At 64.0% G+C, this 17,406-nt stretch carries 17 protein-coding genes; 7 read left to right on the top strand and 10 right to left on the bottom strand.

Features of this window, described 5'->3' with window-relative positions:
• Nucleotides 1-59 precede the first annotated feature (59 nt).
• The 4 genes from AC0L3D_RS10160 to AC0L3D_RS10145 are packed head-to-tail and all read left to right on the top strand — an operon-like array spanning nt 60 to nt 4,063.
• Complete coding sequence (locus AC0L3D_RS10160) at nt 60-1,088, top strand: ABC transporter permease (RefSeq protein ID WP_287226308.1); 1,029 nt, start codon at nt 60-62, stop codon at nt 1,086-1,088.
• Entirely contained in the window at nt 1,088-2,062 is a 975-nt protein-coding gene (locus AC0L3D_RS10155; RefSeq protein ID WP_128171845.1) for an ABC transporter permease, read from the top strand. Before AC0L3D_RS10160 ends, AC0L3D_RS10155 begins: the two co-directional genes overlap by 1 nt.
• On the top strand, nt 2,052-3,074 hold the full coding sequence (locus AC0L3D_RS10150) for an ABC transporter ATP-binding protein (RefSeq protein WP_473644123.1): 1,023 nt from the start codon (nt 2,052-2,054) through the stop codon (nt 3,072-3,074). Before AC0L3D_RS10155 ends, AC0L3D_RS10150 begins: the two co-directional genes overlap by 11 nt.
• Entirely contained in the window at nt 3,071-4,063 is a 993-nt protein-coding gene (locus AC0L3D_RS10145; RefSeq protein WP_473644121.1) for an ABC transporter ATP-binding protein, read from the top strand. The genes AC0L3D_RS10150 and AC0L3D_RS10145 overlap by 4 nt, the downstream gene beginning before the upstream one ends.
• Before the next feature lie 87 nt (nt 4,064-4,150).
• Here AC0L3D_RS10145 and AC0L3D_RS10140 read toward each other — a convergent pair whose 3' ends face one another.
• Both AC0L3D_RS10140 and AC0L3D_RS10135 read right to left on the bottom strand, forming a co-directional pair.
• The gene (locus AC0L3D_RS10140) at nt 4,151-5,047 is read right to left on the bottom strand and encodes an arginase family protein (RefSeq protein WP_473644119.1); all 897 of its coding nucleotides are present in this window, start codon (nt 5,045-5,047) and stop codon (nt 4,151-4,153) included.
• A 283-nt stretch (nt 5,048-5,330) separates the two neighbouring features.
• Nucleotides 5,331-6,269, bottom strand: coding sequence for a LysR family transcriptional regulator (locus AC0L3D_RS10135; protein WP_473644117.1), 939 nt, complete (start codon nt 6,267-6,269; stop codon nt 5,331-5,333).
• Between the two features lie 80 nt (nt 6,270-6,349).
• On the opposite strand from AC0L3D_RS10135, the gene AC0L3D_RS10130 reads away from it, so the two are divergent.
• On the top strand, nt 6,350-6,838 hold the full coding sequence (locus tag AC0L3D_RS10130) for a cupin domain-containing protein (protein ID WP_128171848.1): 489 nt from the start codon (nt 6,350-6,352) through the stop codon (nt 6,836-6,838).
• Between the two features lie 17 nt (nt 6,839-6,855).
• Here the strand turns inward: AC0L3D_RS10130 and AC0L3D_RS10125 are convergent, their stop codons facing one another.
• From AC0L3D_RS10125 to AC0L3D_RS10090, 8 genes are all read right to left on the bottom strand, one after another.
• Complete coding sequence (locus AC0L3D_RS10125; protein ID WP_023800441.1) at nt 6,856-7,932, bottom strand: ABC transporter ATP-binding protein; 1,077 nt, start codon at nt 7,930-7,932, stop codon at nt 6,856-6,858.
• Entirely contained in the window at nt 7,929-8,729 is an 801-nt protein-coding gene (locus AC0L3D_RS10120; RefSeq protein ID WP_473644115.1) for an ABC transporter permease, read from the bottom strand. The genes AC0L3D_RS10125 and AC0L3D_RS10120 overlap by 4 nt, the downstream gene beginning before the upstream one ends.
• A 1-nt stretch (nt 8,730) precedes the next feature.
• Nucleotides 8,731-9,591, bottom strand: coding sequence for an ABC transporter permease (locus AC0L3D_RS10115; RefSeq protein WP_473644113.1), 861 nt, complete (start codon nt 9,589-9,591; stop codon nt 8,731-8,733).
• A gap of 69 nt (nt 9,592-9,660) precedes the next feature.
• Nucleotides 9,661-10,665 (bottom strand): ABC transporter substrate-binding protein, encoded by a 1,005-nt coding sequence (locus AC0L3D_RS10110; protein WP_473644111.1) that lies wholly within the window; start codon nt 10,663-10,665, stop codon nt 9,661-9,663.
• Between the two features lie 56 nt (nt 10,666-10,721).
• Complete coding sequence (locus tag AC0L3D_RS10105) at nt 10,722-12,197, bottom strand: aldehyde dehydrogenase (RefSeq protein ID WP_473644109.1); 1,476 nt, start codon at nt 12,195-12,197, stop codon at nt 10,722-10,724.
• Nucleotides 12,194-13,246 carry an LLM class flavin-dependent oxidoreductase gene (locus AC0L3D_RS10100; RefSeq protein ID WP_128245437.1) on the bottom strand — a complete coding sequence of 351 codons (1,053 nt, stop codon included), beginning with the start codon at nt 13,244-13,246 and terminating at the stop codon, nt 12,194-12,196. The genes AC0L3D_RS10105 and AC0L3D_RS10100 overlap by 4 nt, the downstream gene beginning before the upstream one ends.
• The gene (locus AC0L3D_RS10095) at nt 13,243-15,051 is read right to left on the bottom strand and encodes an alpha/beta fold hydrolase (RefSeq protein ID WP_473644107.1); all 1,809 of its coding nucleotides are present in this window, start codon (nt 15,049-15,051) and stop codon (nt 13,243-13,245) included. Before AC0L3D_RS10095 ends, AC0L3D_RS10100 begins: the two co-directional genes overlap by 4 nt.
• Nucleotides 15,044-15,631 carry an amino acid synthesis family protein gene (locus AC0L3D_RS10090; RefSeq protein WP_473644105.1) on the bottom strand — a complete coding sequence of 196 codons (588 nt, stop codon included), beginning with the start codon at nt 15,629-15,631 and terminating at the stop codon, nt 15,044-15,046. The genes AC0L3D_RS10095 and AC0L3D_RS10090 overlap by 8 nt, the downstream gene beginning before the upstream one ends.
• Before the next feature lie 146 nt (nt 15,632-15,777).
• Between AC0L3D_RS10090 and AC0L3D_RS10085 the strand changes: the two genes are divergently transcribed.
• Together AC0L3D_RS10085 and AC0L3D_RS10080 are read left to right on the top strand one after the other, a co-directional pair.
• A complete protein-coding gene (locus AC0L3D_RS10085; protein WP_091597522.1) occupies nt 15,778-16,449 on the top strand; it encodes a GntR family transcriptional regulator in 672 nt (223 codons plus the stop codon).
• Nucleotides 16,450-16,599: 150 nt separating this feature from the next.
• Nucleotides 16,600-17,406, top strand: coding sequence for an SDR family oxidoreductase (locus AC0L3D_RS10080; protein WP_473644103.1), 807 nt, complete (start codon nt 16,600-16,602; stop codon nt 17,404-17,406).

Below are 17,406 nucleotides of genomic sequence, written 5' to 3'. Positions count from 1 at the left end.
TCAGCGCATCTTCCAGGTCGAGATTTTTGCCAGGCAATCCCGTTTATGGTCCCCCGTTCATGGTCAATGTCATTGCGGACCAGCCTGCCGCCCCGGTCCGCCAGGCCGCCGCTGGCCCATGGCGCACGGCATGGCGCAAGCTTAAAGCCGATCGTTCGGCAATAGCGGCGTTCGGTGTGCTCGTCGTCATCGTCATCGCTTCGCTGGCGGCGCCGCTTTATGCGCAATACATCGCCCACACGGATCCTTTCGTAACCAATCTCAACGGCGAGATCGTCATCGATGGGGTGACCCAGCCGGTACTGCAGGCTTCCACCGAAGGCCTTGGCCTCGGCATGACGCCGATTGGGCCGACCTGGCGGATCGGGCCGTATCTGCTCGGCGCCGACAATCAGGGCCGTGACGTCGCGGCGCGACTGCTTTATGGCGGGCGGGATTCGCTGCTGATCTCGGGCGCTGCAGCTGTGCTGTGCCTCGTCCTGGCGACCTTTCTGGGGGTTGTTTCCGGGTTCTTCGGCGGCATTGTCGATGTCGGCCTGTCGCGCATTCTCGACGTGCTCTGGGCGTTCCCGGTTTTCCTGCTGGCGATTTCCCTGTCGATCGTGCTGATCGCGCAGAGCATCCAGATCGGTCCGTTCGAAATCCGCTCCGGCAGCCTGTGGCTGCCGATCTTCATCATCGGCATCGTCTATGTGCCCTATGTGGCACGGCCGATCCGTGGCCATGTCCTGACCTTGATGCAGGCCGAATTCGTCACCGCGGCGATCGGGCTTGGCGCGTCGCCCTGGCGCATCCTGCTGCGCGACATCATGCCAAATGTGGTGACGCGCATCATCGTTTTCGTGCCGTTGATCCTGGCACTCAACATGATGACCGAATCCTCACTGTCGTTTCTGTCGATCGGCGTGCAACCGCCGGACGCCAGTTGGGGCACGATCATCCAGGACGGTCAGGGCCTGCTCTATTCCAGGCCGATCGTGGCGCTGGCGCCCGGGCTTGCCATTGTCATCACCGTGCTGGCTCTCAACATTCTCGGCGACGGCGTGCGCGATGCGCTCGATCCGAAATCCTCGCCGAGGGGCATCTAGTGCTTGCCGCCATGAGTTTTCGGCTCGGCCAGATGGTGCTGGTCATGTTCGGCATCAGCGTCGTCGCTTTCCTGATCTTCTTCGCAACGCCCGGTGCCGATCCCTCGGCGCGCATTGCCGGCCGCAACGCGTCCCAGGAGACATTGGTCCAGGTCCGCCACGATTTCGGTCTCGATCGGCCATTGCCGGTGCAATACGGGCTGATGATGAACCGGCTTTTCGTCAGCCGCGACCTCACCTCCTTCGTCAATCGTGGGCAGCGCGTAATTCCCGCGGTGACAGCCGCCATTCCGGTTACGCTGTCGCTGGTCGGCGGCGCGGCGGTGCTGTGGGTGTTGGGCGGACTGATCGTCGGGGTGATCGCCGGGGCGACGCGCGGCACGTTCATCGACCGGGCGCTGATGATCCTGAGCCTGATTGGAGTGTCCGTTCCGGTCTTCTGGCTCGGCGAGGTCGCCAATCTGCTGACACAGAGCCGCTGGCATGACACCTGGCTGTTTTCTTGGGTTCCTCCGCTCGGCTACATCCCCCTGACACAGGACCCCTGGGGCTGGTTCAAGGCGCTCGTCATTCCGTGGTTCACGCTGGCGACGCTTTATGTCGGCCTTTACGGACGGGTGCTGAGGGCAAGTCTGATCGAGATGATGCAGGAGGATTTTATCCGCACCGCGCGGGCCAAGGGGATCGGCGAGCGGCGGGTTTTGCTGCATCACGGCCTCAGGACGTCACTGGTGGCATTCGTCACCATGTTCGGTCTCGATTTCGGTGCCTTGGTCGGCGGCGGCGCGCTGTTGACCGAAGTGGTCTTCGGGCTGCAGGGCGTCGGGAAATTGACCTATGAGGCACTGCAGACCCTCGACCTGCCGATGATCCTTGCCACGGTGATCTACGCCTCGTTTTTCGTGGTGATGGCAAACTTCGTCGTCGACGTCGTCTTCGTCTTTATCGACCCGAGGGCTCGCGATGTCCGTTAACGCTCCCCTTCTCGTCGTCGAGGGTCTCACCGTATCCTTCCGCAGCGACGCGGGGCTGGTGCGGGCTGTGGCAGGCGTCTCGTTTGCCGTCGAGCAGCGGGAGATCGTCGGTGTCGTCGGTGAGTCCGGTTCCGGCAAAAGCCAGACCTTGCTGGCCATCATGGGGCTGATCGACAGCCCCAATGCCGTCGTCTCCGGTTCAATCCGCTTCATGGGGCAGGAGCTCGTCGGGCTCAACCGGCGTGCGCTCGATGCCATTCGCGGCCGCCAGGTCGCGATGATCTTCCAGGATCCGATGTCGGCGCTCACCCCGGTGCATACGATCGGCAACCAGATCGGCGAGCAGGTGCGTGCGCATGAGAAAGTGTCGGCGCGGGCGGCGCGGGCGAGGGCGGTGCAGTTGCTGGATGCGGTCGGCATTGCCAATCCTGATCGGGTCGTCGACGGCTATCCGCACCAGCTCTCCGGCGGCATGCGCCAGCGTGCGGTGATTGCGATGGCGCTCTCGTGCAACCCGGCGCTGCTTGTCGCGGATGAACCGACCACGGCCCTGGACGTGACCGTGCAGGCGCAGATCCTCGAACTGATCGGACGGCTGCGCGATCAGTTCGGCTCGGCGGTGATCCTGGTCACACACGATCTTGGCGTCGTCGCCCAGGTCGCGGATCGGGTCTTGGTCATGTATGGCGGACGCTTCGTCGAGGAGGGCCGCAAGAGCAGCGTGTTCCGAACGCCGCTGCATCCCTACACATGGGGACTGTTCGGCTCGATCCCGCCGATGGATGGTGAGCGTCCGGTACGCCTCGCCGCGATTCCGGGAGCTCCGCCTTCCCTCTCCGACCTGCCGAAAGGCTGCGCCTTCGGTCCGCGCTGTGCGTTCCGCCACGATGCCTGCATTGTCCAGCCCCCGCTTGTCGGCGGGAACGGCCATCGTGCTGCTTGCGCGTTGCCGGAAACCAGCCGCAAACAGTTCCATATCCGCGAGGTTGCCAGCATCGAGTCGCCAGTATGAGCGGCGTGCTGCGGGAGCGCCCGCTGCTCCGGACCAGCGACTTGTCGAAACACTATCACGTCGGCCGATCGATTTTACCGGCGCAGCGCCGGACGGTCCAGGCGGTCGACACGGTATCGCTCGACATCTGGCCCGGGGAAACGCTTGGCATCGTCGGGGAGTCAGGTTGCGGTAAATCCACTCTTGGCCGATGCCTGGTGCGTCTGACCGATATCACCTCCGGTTCTCTGGAGTTCGAGGGCCGCGACATTACCGACGCGTCCCAGCGTCAGCTCCGTCCGTTGCGGCGACAGATGCAGATGGTCTTTCAGGATCCGAGCGCCTCGCTCAATCCACGTCGGCGGGTCGGCGATCTGCTGGCCGATCCGTTCCGCATCCATGAGCGCATCTCGGCATCGGAAATGACGGACCGCGTCGCCGAGCTTCTGCGCCGGGTCGAATTGTCCCCCGAGCACGCGTCGCGCTATCCCCACGAATTCTCGGGCGGCCAGCGGCAGCGGATCGGCATTGCTCGCGCGCTGGCGCTCCGGCCAAGGCTGATCGTGGCCGACGAGCCGGTCTCGGCGCTCGACGTTTCGATCCAGGCCCAGATCGTCAATCTGCTGGCCGATCTGCGCGAGGAGTTCAACCTGACCTATGTATTCATCGCCCATGATCTATCCGTGGTGCGCCAGATTTCGACGCGCGTGGCCGTCATGTATCTGGGATCGGTCGTGGAGAGCGGGCCGACCGATCTGGTCTTTGCGGCGCCCAGGCACCACTACACCACGGCACTCCGTTCCGCGGTGCCGATACCCAGTATCGATCGGGCACGACGCGAGCGGCTTGTCCTGAAGGGTGACTTGCCGAGCCCGATGAACCCACCCTCCGGCTGCCGGTTTCACACCCGCTGCCCGGCTGCCACTTCCATGTGCCGCAACGAACGTCCGCTGCTGCAGAGCACGGGCGACGGTCGCCTGGTTGCTTGCCATCATCCGGGCGGCGGGTAAGGCGCGGGATTCTCGTTGGGGGAGGGGACAGGTCGTTGCGTGCGGCGGCGAAGTCGAAGCACAACGGTCTAGATTGCTCCCGTCCGCTCAAGCGGGCGCGGCTGTGCCGAGAGCTGCGGCCAGGACATCAGCGAGGCCACGGCCGGCGCTGCCGTCCTCGTCGAGGCGCGGATTGTAGATGGTGACCTCGATCCCGACCGCCTTGCCGCTCGCCAGGATGATGCGGAGTGCCGCCGACAGTTCGTCCCAAGACAGCCCGCCCGGTATGCGGAAATCGACCGCCGGCATGATCGCATCGTCGAGACAATCAGCGTCGAGATGGATGAAGAAGCCGTCGAGTTCCGCCCGCGTCAGGTGGCCAACGGCGGCCCGGGCGGCGGTTTCGACGCCCAGGCGGCGGATGGCGTGCAGATCGTAGGCCATGAACTCGGCTGGCAAAGGCTGGCTGCCGAATTCGGCCTGGTCCTCGTGGTCGCGAAATGCGAAGGCGACGACGTCCCCGGAGCGCACCAACGGGCGGCGGCCCTCCAGGTCGGTCAGCAGCGCCGGCCCGTAGCCGGTGACGAAGGCCAGCTCCATCGACGCGCCTTCGCTGTTGGGCTCCGCTTCCGGCTGGAAGAAATCGGCGTGGCCGTCGATGAAGGACAGGCCGTAGCGGCCGCACCGGCGCAGCGCGAGCATCGGACCCAGCAGGATCGTACAGTCGCCGCCCAGCACCACCGGGAATTCGCGGGCGTGCAGCACCTCCTCCACGGCGTCGGCGAGCTTGGGTGACCACGCCGCGATCGCCTTGGCATTCAGCGTCAGGGTGGCAGGGTCGGGCTTCGGGTCTTTCGGCGGGACGGCCAGCCGCCCGGCGCGGCGCGCATGGATGCGTTCGGCGAGGCCCAGTTCCAGCAGCCGACCGGGCAAGGCTTCAACGCCGTCGGTCGCCAGACCCAGCGAGGACGGCGCTTCAAGGATGGCACAGGGGCGGGTCGGCATCAGGTGCTCCCAGGTATCGCGAGTGAGAACCGGCGCAACGCCAGCGGTTTCCGCTACTGAGCGCTGCGCGGCTGCCGGTTTGACGGCCCATAAGCGACGCTTTTGCAGCCAAAAAACTCGCCTCGCAGCCGGCGTAACCCAGTACGTGGGCGAAACCGAGGAGATTTCAAGCCGCCGCCCAACTTCCCTGTTGAAGGCAGGATCGCAAGTTTTCCGACCGGTGGGAGACCGTTTTTGAGCGCATTCAGAGAGGACGATGCGCGGCCAAAACGGGGCGCTCTTCTCAAAGGCCCTCATCCCAATACGGTGCGCGTCCTATGCATCGAGCAAGGTGGTCGACGAAGGCACGGACCTTCATCGACATGAGCCTGTTGCTGAGATAGACGGCATAAATCGTGCTGGCTGGATGCTCCCAGGCATCCAGCACGCGGCGCAGCGCGCCGGTACGCAGCGGCTCCGCCACCGCCCATGTGGGCAATAGGGCGATGCCGATGCCGTCGAGTGCGGCAACGCGCAGCATCTCCGCATTGTTGCTGCGAAAGCTGCCGCCCACGGTCACCCGCACCTCGCCAATTTTGCCGGTAAGGCGCCATTCATCGCCCCAAGGCAAAAGGCTGGTGCAGAGGCAGTTGTGCTTGGCGAGGTCGCCCGGCTCGCGCGGCGCTTCATGCTTGGTGAGATAGGCGGGCGCAGCACAGGCGACGAGCCGGGATGGCGCGAGCTTGCGCACGACAAGCGGCGAATCCTCGAGCGCGCCGATACGGATCGCCAGATCCAGCCCCTCATCGACCAGGCTCACATGCGTTGGGCTCAAGGCAATGTCGACGGAAAGGTCCGGATAGCGCCTCAGGAATTCCGGGACGGCCGGCGCCACATGCATCCAGCCGAAGCTGTCGGGCGCCGATATGCGAAGCGTGCCGCGCGGTTCGCGCTGCAACGCGCTCGCCTCTTGTTCCGCCGCTTCAGCTTCGGCGAGAATCCGGGCGCAGTGGCGGTAGTAGGCTGCGCCCGCTTCGGTCATCGTGAGCCGACGCGTGGTGCGGTTGAGGAGGCGAATGCCCAGGCGCTGTTCGAGCCGCTGGACATGGGCGCTGACTGCCGATTTGGAGAGTCCGAGCCGGTGAGCCGCAGCCGAGAAACTGCCGCTGTCCACGACGCGAGCGAACGCCGCGATGCCATTGAGCGGGTCCATCATCGGATTGTCCTGAAATCCGGACAGCATGTCCATACAATTCCGGCTAATCGACGGACGAGAACGGCCTATCTCCTGGTGAACGACCTGAACCACGAAGGAGATCGACGATGGATGCCAAAGCTACAGCGGCTGAAGCGTTCGTGCGCGAGCCGGCGGCCGGCTCGACGCTCAACGTTTTGGGCATCACCCATATCTACAAGGCCACCGGCGCCGAGACCGCCGGGTCCTTCTCGCTCTGGGAGTCCGTGGTTCCGCCGGGCGCGGGAGTGCCACCGCACATCCATGCCCGAGAGGATGAAGGCTTTTATGTGCTGAGCGGCGAACTCGTCATCGAATTCGAGGGCCAATCCGCGCCCCATCGCGTTGCGCCAGGCGGCTTCTTCTTCGGCGCACGCGGCCGGCGCCATGCCATCCGCAATGTCGGCGACAAGCCAGCTCGCGTGCTCGTCTTCTGCGCACCGAGTTGCGGCCTTGATCAGATGTTCGCGGAATTGGACGCCGCGACTGCCGCCGGCACGCCGGAGATGGCAAAGGTCGTGGCCATCACCGCCAAATACGGCGTCACCATCGAGGCGCCGGCTGATCCGCCGCACTGAGGTCGAACGATCGTCTGTCAGGCCGGAAACAGAAATGCGGCGGCGGGATCGAAATAAATCTGTCTGCTCGAGGCGATGCCCTCCTGTGCTCGCGCCATGTCGGATGTCGGCCTGACGTCGATCTCCTGGCCGGCGGCGGTGCGTGCGATGACGCGCCGCCGCTCGCCGAAGAAGGCGGTGTCGATGAATTCGACCGCAAGCCCGGCCGTGGCCGCGCCGGGTCTCAGCCGAAACGCTTCCGGCCGCACCATCAGCCGGGTCTTCTGGCCTTGGCTGAACTCCCGATCGTTCCTGACGCCGGAGACGACCGAGCCATCGGCGAGGCGGATCGTGGCGGCGCCGTCGACGGTTTCAAGATGCTCGGCCGGCAGGAAATTGGAATTTCCGATGAAGCTGGCGACGAATTCGCTCGCAGGTCTCAGATAGAGGTCCTCACCGCTGCCGATCTGCTCGATGCGCCCGTCACGAAACAGGGCGATGCGATCCGAAAGATGCAGCGCCTCGTCCTGATCGTGGGTGACGTAAAGGATCGTTACGCCGGTTTCGCGATGGATGCGCCGTATCTCGGCCTGGATTTCCTCGCGCAGCTTCTTGTCGAGCGCCGAAAGCGGCTCGTCCATCAAAAGGATCGGCGGATCGTAGGCCAGCGCCCTGGCAAGCGCCACGCGCTGCTGCTGTCCGCCGGAAAGCGCGCCAGGATATCGGCCGCCGAAACTCTCGAGCCGTACCAGCGACAGCATCTCGGCGACTTTTCGGTTCACCTCTGCGTCCGGACGGCGGCGCACGCGCAACGGAAAGGCAACGTTCTCGGCGACGGTGAGATGCTGGAACAGCGTGTAGCGCTGGAACACCATGCCGATATTGCGCTTGTGCGACGGCACCGACAGCAGCGACCTGCCTTCGAGAAGAACGTCGCCGGATGTCGGGTGCTGAAAGCCGGCGATCGCATAAAGTGTCGTCGATTTGCCAGAACCGGAAGGGCCGAGAAAGGTCAGGAACTCGCCCTTGGGTATGTCGATGGTGACATCGTGTACGGCGACGAAGCTGCCGAACGCCTTGCGCAGGTCGCGAATGGAGAGGAACGGTTCGGTCATTTCGACAATTTCCGCCGAATGAGTGCGGTTACGATCATCAGGCTCAGCGTCAGAAGAACGAGAAGGCTGGAGGCCGCAGCGATGACCGGGCTGAGATCCTGGCGCAGGCTGCCCCAGATCTTGACCGGCAAGGTCTGCAAGGTGGGGCTTGCCATGAAGATTGCGACCACCACCTCGTCCCATGAGGCGAGGAAGGCAAAGATCGCCGCCGAAAAAATCCCGATCTTGATCGCCGGCAAGGTGACCCGGAGTTTTGCCTCGAAGGGGCTCGCGCCGCAGACGATCGCCGCATCCTCGATGGATTTGTCGAAACCTTCGAGTGCCGCAGTGATCGGAATGATGGCGAAGGGCAGTGCCAGGACCGTATGGGCGATGACGAAGCCTACCGTGGTGCCGCCGAGCCCGATCCGCAGGAAGAATGCATAGATGGCGATGGCGAAGACGACAACCGGCAGCACCATTGGCGTCAGCAGCAGGCCGCGAAGCGTATTGCGCCCGCGAAACTGTCCCCTGACCAGCGCGAAAGAAGCCAGCAGCCCGATGACGACGGCAAGAATCGCGGCCATGGTGGCAATGCGCCCGCTGGTCAGCGCCGCTTCGAGCCAGGCCGGATCGGCGAAGAGCTCCTCATACCATTTCAACGTCCAGCTTGGTGGCGGAAAAGCCAGCCACCGCGACGACCCGAACGACAAAAGCACGATGAAAACCACCGGCAGCAGCAGAAACGCGGCAACCAGGCCGGTGAAACCCAGAAGTGCTGCGCGCAGCCAGCCCAGCCGGTCGTAGTCGAGCAGCATCTCAAATGCCTCCTGTCATGCGCTTGGCGCCGACGAGGCGCAGCTGCAGCGCGTAGAGCGCCATGGTCACCAAAAGTAGGATGAAAGCCGCCGCGCTTCCGAGCCCCCAGTTGAGCAAGGACTGGATCATCTGGGCAATCATTGCGGCGAGCATCATGTTGGAGGTGCCGCCGAGCAGCGTCGGTGTCACGAAATAGCCGAGCGACATGACGAAAACCATCAGGCCGCCTGCAGCGATTCCGGGAAGCGACAAGGGCAGCAGAATGCGGCGGAAGGCGTCGAAGGGGCTCGCACCGCACAGAGCGGCGGCGCGCAGCGTCATCGGATCGATGGCGCGCAGCGTTCCGACCAGTGGCAGTATCATGAAGGGCAGCATGATGTAGACCATGCCGATGGTGACGCCGGTCAGGTTGTTGATCAGCGGCAGCGGCTCGCTGATCAGGCCGATATCCATCAGCGTCCGATTGATGACGCCGGTGCGTTGGAGCAGCACCATCCAGGCATAGGTGCGGGTGAGCAGATTGGTCCACATCGACAGGATGATGATGCCGAAGATGATCGAGCCGAGGGCAGGCGGCATGATCGCCAGCATCCAGGCGACTGGAAACGCCACGATCACGGTTACGGCGGTGACGACGGTGGCGACCAGAAAGGTGTTGAAGAAGACCCGCGCATAGGTGCCGTCGCCAAACAGGGTGGCGTAGTTCTGCAGGCCCGGCACGGGTTCGGTTACACTGCGCAACAGCAACGCAACAACCGGCACCACGAAGAACAGGGTGATGAGGGTCAGCGCCGGCAAGGCGCCGCCGACGCCATCTGGCCTTCGGAGGATTGGCTGTCGATGAAGCAAATTGCCCGACATGGCGATGATCCCGGCAGCTCAGGCGGGACGCCTAGCGACGCCCCGCCGGTTAATGGGTGAGGTCGGCGGCTATTTGGCCTGCCAGGCGTACCAGCGCTCCGCGATCTTATCGCGGTTTTCAGCCCAGTAGTTCATGTCGAGGTTGATCTGCCCGTCGACATAGGCGTCCGGCAGCGACTTGACGACATCGGCCGGCATTTCGGCCTTGGCTGCCGTGTTGATGGGGGCGTAGCCGCTTGCTTCAGCAAACATGGCCTGGCTTTTCGGGCTTGTCGCAGCGGCCAGGAATTTCATGGCGCTCGCCTTGTTCTTCGAACCCTTGGGGATAACGAGCACGTCGGCGGCAGTCATGTTCTGTTTCCAGGATGCGCCGACATCGGCGCCGTCCTGCTCGAGGGCGAAGACCCGTCCATTCCAGAGCTGCCCGAAGGCTGCTTCACCGGAGGCGATCAGCTGCTGCGACTGCGCGCCGCTGTCCCACCAGACGATTTCCGATTTGATCGTGTCGAGTTTCTTGAACGCCCTGTCGAGGTCGAGCGGATAGAGCTTGTCCGCCGGCACGCCGTCGGCCAACAGCGCAATCTCGATGACGCCCGGTGCCGACCATTTGTAAAACGTGCGTTTGCCGGGAAATTTCGTCAGGTCGAACATGTCGGCCCAGCCGGTTGGCTCGGCCGACACCGCCCCTTTGTTCCAGGCAAGAACGAAGGAGTAGTAGAAGCTGCCGACCGCATGCTCGGTGGTGAAGCGAGGATCGAGATCGGCTTTCGGCACGACGTTGAAATCGATCGGCTCGAGCAGGCCGTCCTTGGCCGCTTTGATGGCGAAATCCATCTCGACATCGACGACATCCCAGGCGACGCTGCCGCCTTCCACCATGGCCTTCAGCTTGCCGTAGTCGGTCGGGCCGTCCTGCAGGACCTTGATGCCGGAACTGCCTTCGAACGGAGCAGCCCAGGATTTGGTCTGCGCCTCCTGGGTGGTTCCGCCCCAGCTGGTGAACACCATTTCATCGGCGTGTGCGGCAGTGGCTGCCAGGAGTCCGGCCAAAATGCCGGTCAAAATCAGTTTCATGTCATTCTCCTCTGTTGGTTGCTTGGTTTCTTGTTTTTATGAATTGCGCGATTGCCTCATCGCATGACGAACGGGTCCGGGATCGGCTCGTCGGATATCCGTATCCAGACGGATTTCGGGCGCGTGTAGTCGCGGATGGCGTCGAGCCCGCCCTCGCGGCCGAACCCCGACTGACCATAGCCGCCGAACGGCACGAGCGGCGAAACGGCGCGGTATGTGTTGACCCAGACGATGCCGGCATGGATGTCGCGCGCCATGCGGTGCGCTTTGGCGAGATTGGTGGTGAACACGCCCGAAGCGAGGCCGAACGGCGTGTCGTTGGCAAGCGCCAGGGCTTCGGCTTCCGTGTCGAAGGTGAGAACGCTGAGCACCGGACCGAACAATTCCTCGCGCACGCAGGGCAGCGCTGAATCCTCGGCATCGATGATGGTCGGTGCGTAGTAGAAGCCGTGCGGATGCTCCTCGGGCCTTTTCCCGCCGGTGACCAGCGTCCCGCCATTGGCGAGGCTTTCGGCAACGATCTTCTCGATCCATTCCCGCTGGCGTGGCGTTGCCAGTGGTCCCATTTCGGTGGCCGGATCATGCGGATCACCAATTTTGATGGCCTCGGCCTTGTGCTTCAGCCTGTGCAGGAACTCGGCCTTTATCGAACGCTCGACAAGCAGTCGGGAGCCGGCGACGCAGCTTTGTCCAGACGCTGCGAAAATCCCGGCCACCACCGCGTTGGCCGCGCTGTCCAGGTCGGCGTCGGCGAAAACCACAACCGGGCTTTTCCCGCCCAGCTCCAGCGTCGTGTAGGCGAGATTTTCCGCCGTGTTGCGGACAATCGCGCGAGCGGTCGAAGGCCCGCCGGTGAAGGCGACGCGTGAAACCAGCGGGTGACTTGTCAGGCGTCGGCCGCAATCGTGTCCGAACCCGGTCAGTATGTTGACGCTTCCGGCGGGAAATCCGGCCTCATGAACGAGTTCGGCGAAGGCCAGCAGCGGCGCCGGACCGTCCTCCGAGGCTTTCAGGACGACCGTGCAGCCGGCGGCCAGCGCCGGGCCGAGCTTGACGGCCGAAAGGAAGAGCTGCGAATTCCACGGCACGACGGCAGCGACGACGCCGATCGGCTCGCGTCGGATGGTGACGTCCATATCGGCCTTGTCGATCGGCACATGCGAGCCTTCATGCTTGTCGGCAAGCCCGCCATAGTAGCGATAATAGTCGCCGACATAGGCGATCTGGGCGCGGGTCTCGCGGATGATCTTGCCGGTGTCGCGCGTTTCCAGTTCGGCCAGGCGGCCGGCATTGGCGACGACCAGGTCGCCGAGGCGCACCAGCAGCTTGCCGCGCGCCGTCGCCGTCAGCGAGGCCCACGCGGCCGAGTGCAGCGTCCGGTGCGCCGCCTCGACGGCGCGGTCGACATCGGCCTCGGTTGCGGCGGGCATCGTCGCCCAGGGCGCTCCGGTTGATGGATCGATGCTTTCGAAGGTGGCTGTCGGCGTATCGAACGCCCCATCTATGAAGTTGCTGAAGGCCACAAGGGTCATTGCGGCCTCCCATGCCCGAAGGCCGGCATCACCTTGTCGACGAACAGCTGCAGCGACTTCTTCTTGCGCTCGTGCGGCAGACCGCTGTCGATCCAGATCGAGTACTGGTCATAGCCGAGCGCCTCATATGCCTTAAGCCGGGTGATCACCTCTTCGGCTTCGCCGATGACCAGGTTCTGTCGGATTTTGTCCGGCGCATATTGCGGCATGGCTGCGATCTCGTCGCCGGAGAGCGCTTCCAATATGCCTTGGCGAACCGGCTTCTTGTTCTGGAACCACGCGCCGAACTGGCAGTAGAACAGCGACAGGTCCCTCGTCAGTTGCTCCGCATCGGCGGCGTCTTCGGCAACGAATGTGTGCATCAGCAGCATGATCTCGGGGCGGGCCATGTCGGGATGCGCCGCGCACGCCGCGTTGAAGCGCTCCATCAGGCTGGTTACTTCGTCGTCGCCGGAGGCGAGCGGCGTCACCTGGACGTTGCAGCCGTTGGAGACGGCGAAGTCGTGCGAGTTCGGATCGCGCGCCGCCACCCAGATCGGCGGGTGCGGCTTTTGCACCGGCTTGGGCGACGAGGTGGTCGAGGGAAACGACCAGAATTCGCCGGACATCTCGAAATCGCCTTCCCAGAGGCCCTTGATGGCCGGGATGATCTCGCGCATGCGCTGGCCCGCGCCCCAGGCGTCGAGCCCAGGGAACAGGCGTTGGTACTCGTAGCTGTAGGCGCCGCGGGCGATGCCGATGTCGAGCCGGCCGCCGGTGACGACATCGGTCATGGCTGCCTCGCCGGCGAGCTTGATCGGATGCCAGAACGGCGCGATGACGGTTCCTGTGCCGAGCCGGATGCGCTTCGTCTTGGCGCCGAGATAGGCGATGTTGATGAACGGGTTTGGCGAGATGGTGAACTCCATGCCGTGGTGTTCGCCGATCCAGGCCGTCTCGAAGCCTGCCGCCTCGGCCATCACGACCAGTTCCTCAAGCTCATCGATGAGGTCGGCATGCGGCTTTGCCGGGTCCGAGCGTTCCATATGGACGAAGAGCGAGAACTTCATATCTGTTGACCCGGACTGGAAGTGTTGATTGCTACCGGCTTGGCGAGCGGACGGACTTCACCTTCGACCGCGTTGCCGACATAGACTCCAAACGCATCCTCCCGACATTCGCGAACATAGCGGGCGAGCATCGAGCGCACGGCAGCGTCGGCGATGTTCAGTCCGGCAATCCTGTCGATGTCGACGAGCCGGACCTGGCGATCGCTGGAGTGGGGCGCGGCTACCGTGCCGCGGTAGTAGACGTGCGTTCGCGATGGGCTTGCGGCGTCGTCCCAGACCGCAAACAGGAATCCGAGATGAGCCTCGATGGCTTTCGCAGCGAGGCGTCCCCTAAGGCTTCGCGTGTCGCCGGGTGCCCCGAGCCCTCGGCCCGCCGGCAGTTCGAAAAAGCCGTCGGCGGTTTCGAGGAACAGCACGCGGCCTTCATCTTCGAGGATGGCGCCGACCTCCATGTCGGGCGGCGCGGCCGCCAGTGCTTCCTGGCTGAGGCCGGGCGAGACGTAGGCGCCACGGCAATAGCCGAGGGGCTGCGATGAATTGTGGGAGAATTCGCGAACGCGGCCGATGAGGATCGAATGGTCGCCGGCGTCGACCAATTGCTCCATGTCACAGTCGAACGTCGCCACCGATCCAGCGAGCAGCGGGCTGCCGGTCGGGCCGAAGCGCCACTCGACAGCCGAGAACTTGTCCTGCGATTTCGAAGCGAAGACGCCGGACGCGGCTCGCTGTTCCTCCGAGAGCACGTTGACGGCAAAGCATTTCGAGGTCGAAAACACCGGATGACCCAGCGCTTTCTTGGCGATGCAGACCAGCACAAGCGGCGGATCGAGCGAAACGGATGTAAACGAATTGGCGGTGAAGCCTCGAGGCTCTCCTTCCGGCCCGATCGCGGTGACGATTGTAACGCCGGTCAGGAAGGAACCGAGCGCCCGCCTGAATTCGCCCGCGTCGAAGGCTGTGTCCATTGCCGGTCGCGCCGATGTGCTTGCGCCGTCGTTGCTCTCGAGAAAATCGACAATGCGCCGTGTGACCACGTCAGGCGAGGCTACGGCCATCATATGTCGTTCGCCCTCCAGAACGACGCAGCGACCGCGCGGCGCGAGGCGTGCCATCGCCGCCGACATCGCAGGCGAGGAATTCCTGTCCTGCGAGCCGGTCATGAACAGGGCCGGCATTGCGAGACCGGAAAGACGATCGCCCTGCGCCGCATCGGCATGGGCGAAAAGTCGATAGGTGCGCGCATAGCCCTCGGAGTTGACGCTTTGCAGTGCCACGCGCGTCATCCTTGCCGCCTCGGCCAGGCTGTCGGGGACCGGGTTGCCGAACCAGCGCGCGATCGTTGCGTCCGTCCCCGACGGGTTTTCCGCGCCATTCAGTTCGGCGGCGCGCTCGCGCACTGCCTGCGCAAGCTCCGCCGGGCGGCGAAAAACCGCATTGAGCGAGACGAGGCTACGAACCCGTTCGGGTGCATTGAGAGCGATTTCCTGCCCGACCAGCGCCCCCATTGAATGGCCAACGATCGAGACGGCATCCAGGCCAAGGTGATCGAGAAGCCGAATTGCCTGTCCGGCATAATCGGCAAGGCTGGCGTCCTCGGGCGGCAACGGCGACCGGCCGTGTCCCAGGATGTCGATGGCGATCACATCCCATCTGTTTTTCATCAGCTCGATCTGGGGTGCCCAGATCGCCGCGTTCATGCCGACACCGTGGATGAGAAGGACCGGCGCGCCGGATCCGGCACGGATGAAACCGGTGCCGTCAGGCGCCGTTCCGCGATGCCAGCCACGGTCCGTCAGCTCAGCCATGCAGGTCGCCGACCTCCTTGAGATCCTGGTAGCGGTCGCCGATGCGATGATGCGGTCGTCCGCCGATCGAGGCGCCAAGCGCCACCACCAACTCGTCCGGCGCCGGCGCGTCGCCGATCTGGAAGTGCACCGTCAGGTAGTGCGAACGTCGGCCTTCATCGTTCTTGTCCATGAGCGGGATCATGATCGGCGTGTTCGGCCCGCCGCGCAGGTTGGTGAAGGCAAGATAGGTCTTGGCGCCGACGGCACGCCGATAGTGGTTGCCGAAATGCAGCGTGTGGATGAGCGCCGAGGCATGCTCGATCTCGCCTGATGTGCCGCAGATTGCGGCCTTGCCGTAGCCTTCGATCGCTTCGCCGGATCCGGCAACTGCGAGGATTTCATGGGTCAGAATCTCCCCCAGAACCGGCGCATAGGCGCGGATCTCGGGCGAAAGGTCCTCGGTGAAACCGCGCCCGGCCCAAGGGTTGTCGAGCACCGCCGCCACGCCGATCAGGCGCAGCGGCCGGGGGGCCGCCTTACCGCCTTCGATTAGCGTGTTCTCGACATGGGTGACGATCTTTCGAATGGCCGGCTTCATCGAATCCTCGGTGTCGGGTCGGCTGAGGCATCCGGAAAAGTTCCGCTTTTGCCTGGCTGTCTTATGGTATACCATACTATTGAAGACCAAATACCTTGTCAACGGATCGTCGAATCTGTTTCTTGCGGATGCTGGGAGTATATGAATTGGCCGATGACACACTGAGGATCGAACGATCCGCCAAGACGCTGAGAACGCTGGCGCTGGAGCGCATGCGCGACGCGATCATGGGGTTTCACTTCCAGCCTGGCGAACGGTTGGTCGAGCGGCCGCTTTGCGACCAGCTCGGCGTCAGTCGCTCGGTGGTGCGCGAGGTCCTGCGGCAGTTGGAGACCGAGGGCCTCGTCCAGATGATACCTGGCCATGGACCCGCGGTGGCCAGGCCGGATCTCAGCCGCACCGACGAGATTTACGAACTGCGCGCTCTGATGGAGGGCATCGCGGCGCGCGCCTGCGCGCTGACGGCGACTGAGGGCCAGATCGCCGCGCTTGAGCGCGCGTTCGATGTGCTGCTCAAGGCGTGGGCATCAGCCAATCCGATCGAGGTGATGCGGGCGACCACAAAATTCTACGAGGTGCTTTTCGATGCCGCCGACAAGCGCATCGCCTGGGAGATCGTCCAGGGTCTGAACGTCCGCATCAACCAGCTGCGTTCCATGACCATCGCTTCGGAGAATCGCCGCGATGCCGCAATTGCCGAAATGACCGACATTATGAACGCGATCAAGTCGCGCAACGGCGATGCCGCCGAAGCCGCGGCCCGGCGGCATGTGGAGCAGGCCTGGCGAATTGCGCAACAGACCCTTCGCAACAGCTGAAGCAGAAATTTCACATTACGGAATCGTCCGTCGTCCTCGCAGAGGGCAGTGCTTTCGTCACAATTTCAGGGGCAATATTGTACGGCTTGGTCGTTCTGGGCGCTGTCATGGCGCTGCGCGAACGGCGGCTGCAATGAGAAGGGGTACACGATGAGCAAAGGGGCGCCAACATCGGCGGATGATTTTCTGACCGGGCTGAAGGGGCAGCGCGTGCTGGTGACGGCAGGCGCCGGCGGCATCGGCCTGGCCATTGCAGAAACGCTGTCGCGGCTCGGCGCGCGCATCGTCGTTTGCGACGTCTCCGACGAGGCGCTGGCCGCCGCTCCGGACAGGATCGCCCTGGTCGCCGCGGTCAAGGCCGATGTCTCGCGCCACGACGACGTCGACCGGCTGTTCGAGACGGTGAAGGAAAAGCTCGGCGGCCTCGACGCGCTGATCAACAATGCCGGCATCGCCGGGCCGACCGGCGGCGTCGACGAAATCGATCCGGCGGAGTGGCGGCGCTGCATCGACATCTGCCTGACCGGCCAGTTCCTCTGCGCCAGGCGTGCCGTGCCGCTGATCAAGGCGGCGGGCGGCGGCTCGATCGTCTCGATGTCGTCCGCCGCCGGCCGCCATGGCTACGCTTTCCGCACCCCCTATTCGGCGGCCAAGTTCGGCGTCATCGGTTTCACGCAAAGCCTTGCCAAGGAACTCGGGCCGCACGGCATAAGGGTCAACGCCATCCTGCCCGGCATCATCGAGGGACCACGCATCGACAAGGTTATCGCCGACCGGGCCAGACAGCTCGGTGTGTCGAACGAGGAGATGACGGAGCGTTATCTCCACAACATCTCGCTGCGCCGCATGACCAGCCCCTATGACGTCGCCGCGATGGTCGCTTTCCTGTTGTCCGATGCGGCGATCAACATCTCCGGCCAGTCGCTCGGCGTCGACGGTAATGTCGAAACCCTTTGA

It is taken from the genome of Mesorhizobium sp. WSM4837 (genome assembly GCF_055811435.1).
The sequence above is the reverse complement of the archived record's forward strand: the minus strand, read 5'-3'. Positions and strand labels throughout refer to the sequence as shown.

Excerpts from the sequence above, each read along its gene's own strand:
- AC0L3D_RS10160 (WP_287226308.1), top strand. The coding sequence starts at position 60 with ATGGTCAATGTCATTGCGGACCAGCCTGCCGCCCCGGTCCGCCAGGCC.
- AC0L3D_RS10150 (WP_473644123.1), top strand. The coding sequence starts at position 2,052 with ATGTCCGTTAACGCTCCCCTTCTCGTCGTCGAGGGTCTCACCGTATCC.
- AC0L3D_RS10145 (WP_473644121.1), top strand. The coding sequence starts at position 3,071 with ATGAGCGGCGTGCTGCGGGAGCGCCCGCTGCTCCGGACCAGCGACTTG.
- AC0L3D_RS10140 (WP_473644119.1), bottom strand. The coding sequence starts at position 5,047 with ATGCCGACCCGCCCCTGTGCCATCCTTGAAGCGCCGTCCTCGCTGGGT.
- AC0L3D_RS10135 (WP_473644117.1), bottom strand. The coding sequence starts at position 6,269 with ATGCTGTCCGGATTTCAGGACAATCCGATGATGGACCCGCTCAATGGC.
- AC0L3D_RS10130 (WP_128171848.1), top strand. The coding sequence starts at position 6,350 with ATGGATGCCAAAGCTACAGCGGCTGAAGCGTTCGTGCGCGAGCCGGCG.
- AC0L3D_RS10125 (WP_023800441.1), bottom strand. The coding sequence starts at position 7,932 with ATGACCGAACCGTTCCTCTCCATTCGCGACCTGCGCAAGGCGTTCGGC.
- AC0L3D_RS10120 (WP_473644115.1), bottom strand. The coding sequence starts at position 8,729 with ATGCTGCTCGACTACGACCGGCTGGGCTGGCTGCGCGCAGCACTTCTG.
- AC0L3D_RS10115 (WP_473644113.1), bottom strand. The coding sequence starts at position 9,591 with ATGTCGGGCAATTTGCTTCATCGACAGCCAATCCTCCGAAGGCCAGAT.
- AC0L3D_RS10110 (WP_473644111.1), bottom strand. The coding sequence starts at position 10,665 with ATGAAACTGATTTTGACCGGCATTTTGGCCGGACTCCTGGCAGCCACT.
- AC0L3D_RS10105 (WP_473644109.1), bottom strand. The coding sequence starts at position 12,197 with ATGACCCTTGTGGCCTTCAGCAACTTCATAGATGGGGCGTTCGATACG.
- AC0L3D_RS10100 (WP_128245437.1), bottom strand. The coding sequence starts at position 13,246 with ATGAAGTTCTCGCTCTTCGTCCATATGGAACGCTCGGACCCGGCAAAG.
- AC0L3D_RS10095 (WP_473644107.1), bottom strand. The coding sequence starts at position 15,051 with ATGGCTGAGCTGACGGACCGTGGCTGGCATCGCGGAACGGCGCCTGAC.
- AC0L3D_RS10090 (WP_473644105.1), bottom strand. The coding sequence starts at position 15,631 with ATGAAGCCGGCCATTCGAAAGATCGTCACCCATGTCGAGAACACGCTA.
- AC0L3D_RS10080 (WP_473644103.1), top strand. The coding sequence starts at position 16,600 with ATGAGCAAAGGGGCGCCAACATCGGCGGATGATTTTCTGACCGGGCTG.